This is a genomic window from Moorena sp. SIO4G3, assembly GCF_010692305.1.
In the GTDB taxonomy this organism is placed as follows: Bacteria; Cyanobacteriota; Cyanobacteriia; order Cyanobacteriales; family Coleofasciculaceae; genus Moorena; species Moorena producens_A.
Genome location: NZ_JAAHIG010000517.1, coordinates 1 through 5,337 on the forward strand (window position 1 = coordinate 1; position 5,337 = coordinate 5,337).

General features: G+C 45.8%; 7 protein-coding genes and 1 pseudogene. 2 read left to right on the forward strand and 6 right to left on the reverse strand.

Annotated elements, in window-relative coordinates:
• Positions 1–1,228 (reverse strand): chlorophyll a/b binding light-harvesting protein (locus tag F6J99_RS41640; protein ID WP_365975298.1); only part of this gene is annotated, 1,228 nt, incomplete at its 3' end.
• A gap of 98 nt (positions 1,229–1,326) precedes the next feature.
• The gene (locus F6J99_RS41645) at positions 1,327–2,367 is read right to left on the reverse strand and encodes a chlorophyll a/b binding light-harvesting protein (RefSeq protein WP_293122434.1); all 1,041 of its coding nucleotides are present in this window, start codon (positions 2,365–2,367) and stop codon (positions 1,327–1,329) included.
• Positions 2,368–2,512: 145 nt separating this feature from the next.
• On the opposite strand from F6J99_RS41645, the gene F6J99_RS41650 reads away from it, so the two are divergent.
• Positions 2,513–3,082, forward strand: coding sequence for a Crp/Fnr family transcriptional regulator (locus F6J99_RS41650; protein WP_293122437.1), 570 nt, complete (start codon positions 2,513–2,515; stop codon positions 3,080–3,082).
• Positions 3,083–3,141: 59 nt separating this feature from the next.
• A complete protein-coding gene (locus F6J99_RS41655; protein ID WP_293122440.1) occupies positions 3,142–3,312 on the forward strand; it encodes a hypothetical protein in 171 nt (56 codons plus the stop codon).
• Here F6J99_RS41655 and F6J99_RS41660 read toward each other — a convergent pair.
• The 4 genes and pseudogenes from F6J99_RS41660 to F6J99_RS41675 form a co-directional block, all read right to left on the reverse strand.
• On the reverse strand, positions 3,278–3,502 hold the full coding sequence (locus F6J99_RS41660) for a glutathione binding-like protein (protein WP_365975302.1): 225 nt from the start codon (positions 3,500–3,502) through the stop codon (positions 3,278–3,280). The genes F6J99_RS41655 and F6J99_RS41660 overlap by 35 nt on opposite strands.
• 379 nt (positions 3,503–3,881) lie before the next feature.
• Positions 3,882–4,070 (reverse strand): hypothetical protein, encoded by a 189-nt coding sequence (locus F6J99_RS41665; protein ID WP_293122442.1) that lies wholly within the window; start codon positions 4,068–4,070, stop codon positions 3,882–3,884.
• 284 nt (positions 4,071–4,354) lie between these two features.
• Positions 4,355–4,537: pseudogene (locus F6J99_RS41670) on the reverse strand (glutathione S-transferase N-terminal domain-containing protein); the annotation flags it as partial.
• Between the two features lie 42 nt (positions 4,538–4,579).
• On the reverse strand, positions 4,580–5,337 hold a 758-nt coding region (locus F6J99_RS41675; RefSeq protein WP_293122445.1), incomplete at its 5' end, for an RNA-guided endonuclease TnpB family protein.

Genomic DNA, 5,337 nt, shown 5'->3' on the forward strand with positions numbered 1-5,337 from the left:
TCTGTGAATCCCGCAACGGTCCTAATTTGGCAAACGGACCAAAGATAAAATACCCATGAGCCATACCAATTTCTAGACCCCTGGACAGGGGAGAAAGACCGGGACGGTAAATAGGTAGGTTTTTGAGGAAGTTAAGGCTAATATCTGAGGAGTTAAGTGGGGTTGCCAAGTCACCAACTTGGGGATTACTCCGAGGGCTAATCAGCTCACCTTTTTTGAAGTCAAAACCAGCTTCTGCTCCTCGCGCCCGGATAGCATGCCAGATATGACCGAAAAGAAACAACACGGCAAAGACAAAGTGGAATGCTGCCAACCAACCGCGAGCAGATACGATGCCATCACTGGATTCTAAAGTCCCTACTGGACCATAGAACACTTCCGGATAAACTGTGTCATTGACCATGACAAAGTAGGCGGCCAAAATTCCCATGTAGGCGATCGCTCCTAAGCTATAGGAGAGATAAGCTTCCCCGGAATAAACCAAAACCTCACGTGCCCAGTTAAACGGCTTAGTCAAGATATGCCAGAAACCACCACCAATGCAGATCAAACCCATCCAGATGTGACCGCCAACCACATCTTGTAAATTATTCACTGCTGCCATGCCTTCTGAACCGGATGCACCAACTAAGTAGCCAAAAATTTTGACAGGGCTAAGGGTGGGATCGGTAATCACTCGTACATTGCCACCGCCACTCGCCCAGGGGTCAAATAGTCCACCCCAAAACATGGCTTTAGCTACCAACAACCAAGCACCAACCCCCAAAAGGATTAGGTGAATCCCGATAATGGTGGTCATCTTGTCGGAGTCTTCCCAGTCATAACCAAAGAAACCAACAAAGGTGCCATCTTTGGTTAATTTATCTGGGGCAAGCAGGGAATGGTAAAGTCCTCCAGCTCCGAGCACTGCTGAGGAAATCAAATGCAAGACTCCAACCACAAAATAGGGATAGGTGTCGATAATTTGACCACCAGACCCAACACCTAAACCTAAGGAAGCCAGGTGGGGCAACAAGATTAATCCCTGGTCATACATCGGCACGTCAGGGTTGTAGCGAGATAGTTCAAACAGGGTCATTGCTCCTGCCCACAGGACTATCAAACCAGCATGGGCAATATGAGCGCCTAGCAACTTACCGGATAATTCAATAAAACGAGCATTACCAGCCCACCAGCCTACTTTTGAGATTTGGCCTTGCTTGGGACTATCAGCAATTACTGCTGTCATTGATGATGTACCTCTTTGAGAATTATTTGCATTTTTATTTGGTCAATAAAATGCCATTATATCGACACTTTATTAGAATTAATTGCATTAAGCTGAATTTAAGTAGTAACTTCTGAAGCTACTACCTTACCCCGGCGAAAATCAAAGCCAGCTGCTCGCAAAGCATGCCAAATATGACCTTGGAGGAAGAAAAACCCAAGGAAGAAGTGAGCATTAGCTAACCAACTCCGGCAAGAAAGGGAGCTAGAGTTAGGATCGGCAAAGTAGGGGAAAACACCCAGTTTAATTGATAAGGCAGGTCCATAGAAGACTTCTGGGTAGACTACGGTGTTAACAGCGCAGAAGTACGCGGCAATAAAGCCCATCAGCGCCAAAGCGCCCAAGCTGTAGGAAAGATAGGCTTCTCCAGACCAAATAAAAAGACCCCGCGTCCACTCAGATGGCTGAGTCTTGATGTGCCAAAAGCCACCGCCAATACACAGTAGACCAACCCAAATATGACCACCAACTACATCCTCTAGGTTACTGACTCCAGCAATCCAGTTCTTGCCCACAGTACCAAACAGATAGCCGAAAATCACTGCTGGATTGAGGGTAGGGTTGTTAATGACTCGCACATTCTCCACTGCTGGATCGTACAACCCCCCAAACGCGATCGCTTTAGCCACCAGTAGGAAAGCTCCAAATCCCAGTAGAATCAGGTGAATGCCAATGATGGTGGTCATTTTGTCACCATCTGCCCAGCTATACCCAAAGAAGCCAGACCTGGCTTCTAAAGTTTCCGGACCACGGAGGGCGTGGAAGATACCACCAAAGCCGAGAAATGCTGAAGAGATCAGGTGCAAAACACCAATCACAAAGTAGGGGTAAGTATCGACTATAGCTCCCCCAGCACCAACGCCCCAGCCTTGAGCTGCTAAGTGGGGCAGCAGGATTAAGCCTTGTTCGTACATCGGTTTGGCAGGATTGAAGCAGGATAGTTCAAACAGGGTTATTGCTCCGGCCCAGAAGACGATTAGACCAGCATGGGCAACATGAGCCCCCAATAATTTCCCGGATAACTCCGTCAGGCGAGCGTTTCCTGCCCACCAACCATACTCTCCCTCTAGTAATCGGGAACTCTCCGCAGTGTTTGCCACTATCTACACCTCCTAGGCTTTTATTGAAAAATATATTCAATAGATACTTGGAATAGCTTACACTACTGGTTAAGGAAAATGAAACATATTTTTATTAAGAATCATGACAATTCGCAGATTTTGTAAGGTATCAGAGCAGTCGTTAGTGACTCAGAACCCTGTCATCACTAGGTTGAAGCCATCTGTTCATCTCTTTAAGCGCCATGACTTGATTGCTCTAGAACCCGATCAACTATGGGTAGTTCAACAGGGTGTGGTGAAAACCTTGACCTGGAATGACGAAGGAACAGTAATTACATTAGGATATTGGGGAGCTGGAGATGTAGTGGGGAAATCTTTGTCTAACTTGCAAACTTACGAGATCGAGTGTTTGACTAGGGTTAAAGCGCAATGTCTGTCTTTGTCTCAGTCTTACCGCTTATCGGAGGCTATTGTTTGCCATCTGCGACAGACAGAAGAGTTGCTGTGTATCATTAGAACCCCAAGAGTCTCTCAGCGTTTGCAACAGTTTTTGAGTTGGTTAGCCCGGAAGTTTGGTCGTCCTGTTTGTAGTGGGCAACTTATTGACATACCAGTCACCCATCAAGAACTAGCTGAGATGATTGGTACCACACGCGTAACCATCACCAGGATAATCAAGCAGTTTGAGGAAGAAGGGATAATCAGTCGTCCTCGTCGATACTGTATTGTATTGCGGGATTGTTCTGAATTGTAATTGAAAATGCTATAAATGGCGCTATACTTAGCATACCTGGAAAGGATAACCCTAGCGCCATGGAAGTGATTCATTTACGGGCTGATGGTGGAGAGGAAATTATGGGATTGACCTACGGTCACGCTATGGGATTGACCTACGGTCACGCTATGGGATTGACCTACGGTCACGCTATGGGATTGACCTACGGTCACGCTATGCGATCGCAATGTAGCCTGGTAATTCCTTAATCCGCTCCATCCAAGACAGCACATTGGGGTAAGCATCTAGAGAAATCTTGGCGTCTGGTGAGAGACTAACATAGGGGAAGCAAGCAATATCGGCAATTGTGGGGTGATCCAGTTCCAGCCATTCCCGATCACTGAGGTGGTTGTCGAGGAGTGTCAGGATAGTTTCCGACTTTTGTGTTGCTACCTCGATGTTAACGGTTTGTACATTAAACTTGTATTGACACTCCCCGTCCTAGAAGAACGGGGATTCTTACTTCAACGAGCTGTCTTGCTTGATCAGGTCGGAACCAAAAAAAGTAGAGGACAATTCTCCATAAGCGTTTAGATCATGGATCTAGGTTTCGGTGTGCCCCACCGTACCTTCTTTTTTTTTATATAGATAGATAGGTACTTTTTTGATCTAAATTTTTCATAGACGTTCAAGTCGTTAGACCGAATCACGCAATCTGCACTCTTTTGCAGATTTTTTACGTTGTCTACTTATTGTTAGATAATATCTATCTAATTTTTTAGTTTATTATTTATATTTTTATCTAAGCACACCTAGTACAAACTGTCAATACAAAGTCTTAAGAAAAAGCCGTCCTATAAGGACGGGGCGCGATTACCAAAATTTTTTGGTAAAGTCTAGCAAACTCTGGACCCTGGCGAATCTCTCCTGCAGTTGTAGAGAGCCAGCGCATCACTCGACTCATGGCTTCAGGCTCCAAAGGCAGCCAGTCTTCGCTACCATAGCGCCGTGCTAGATATAGTGACATACTCCCACACGCTTATCAGAGATTACAGTGTGGGCTTCTTGCCAACTCCACCCAACGGTTCGGATACTCGGCAAGCTTTATTGACGACACGGGATGCCCCTCCGCGCCGGAATAATACAAAAATTCGATTTTTTCGCGCTGTAAATAGCTGATAAACCAGCATTTAAGGCCTTTGGCCACGCTTCGCGAACGGCTTTGTTTATCATTACATATATTATAGCATTCCATACATACCCTGTGCAAAATTCATCCCACACCTATGCTACGCATTAGGTGTGGGGCTTCTAATGCCTGCCAGCTAAAATAGCTTGGGCATCCTCAAAGATTAAATCTCCATCGGTCAGAACTGGCACTTGTCCAAAGGAATTCAATTCCAGAAACTCTGGAGATTTGTGTTGACCATTGTCCAGGTCAACCCAGACAGTCTCGTGTTCTAACCCAAGTAGTGAAAGCATTAGCCGCACTTTGTAGCAATTGCCAGATAGCTGGTAATCTTGACACTCCCCGGTCTAAAGACGCGGGGATTCTTCGCTCAACGACCCGACTTGCTGAACCTGGCCGGAGCCAAGAACAGTAGAGGTTAGATCTCCTGAAGCGTTCGGATCAAGGATCCAGGTTCCGGTGTGCCCCACCGTACCCAAGGCTCTTTTTAGGATATTGACTGCGGCGTTATGGTCTCGGTCTAACTTGCAACCACATTTGCAAACGTGAGTCCTAGTTGATAGTGATTTCTTGACCACTTCACCGCATTCTGAGCAATTTTGACTGGTATTGGCGGGATTTACTGCAACCGTCACCTTCCCAAATTTTGTGCCAAAATGCTCCATCCATTTTCTGAATTGATACCAACCTGCATCATTAATAGACTTAGCTAGACAATGGTTTTTAACCAGGTTTTTAATCCTTAAATCTTCGTAGGCGACCAGGTCGTTAGACCGGATTACGCAGCGCGCCAGTCTCTTGGCATGCTCTTCACGTTGTCTACTTATTTTAAGGTGATGTCTGCCTAGTCTATTAACTGCCTTTCTGCGATTGGATGAGCCTTTCTTCTTTCTAGAAACTTTGCGCTGATAGAACTTAAGGCGTTTTTCTCCCGTCCTGTAAAAACGGGGATTAGGTTCAGTTTTTCCAGTAGAATCAGTATAGAACTCTTTTAGTCCAACATCCAAGCCAACAGCCGACCCCGTTGGTTCTAATTCTTCTTTGATGTCAACTGAAACACAAAACTGGACATAATAGCCATCCGCTCTGCGGACTATCCGAACCC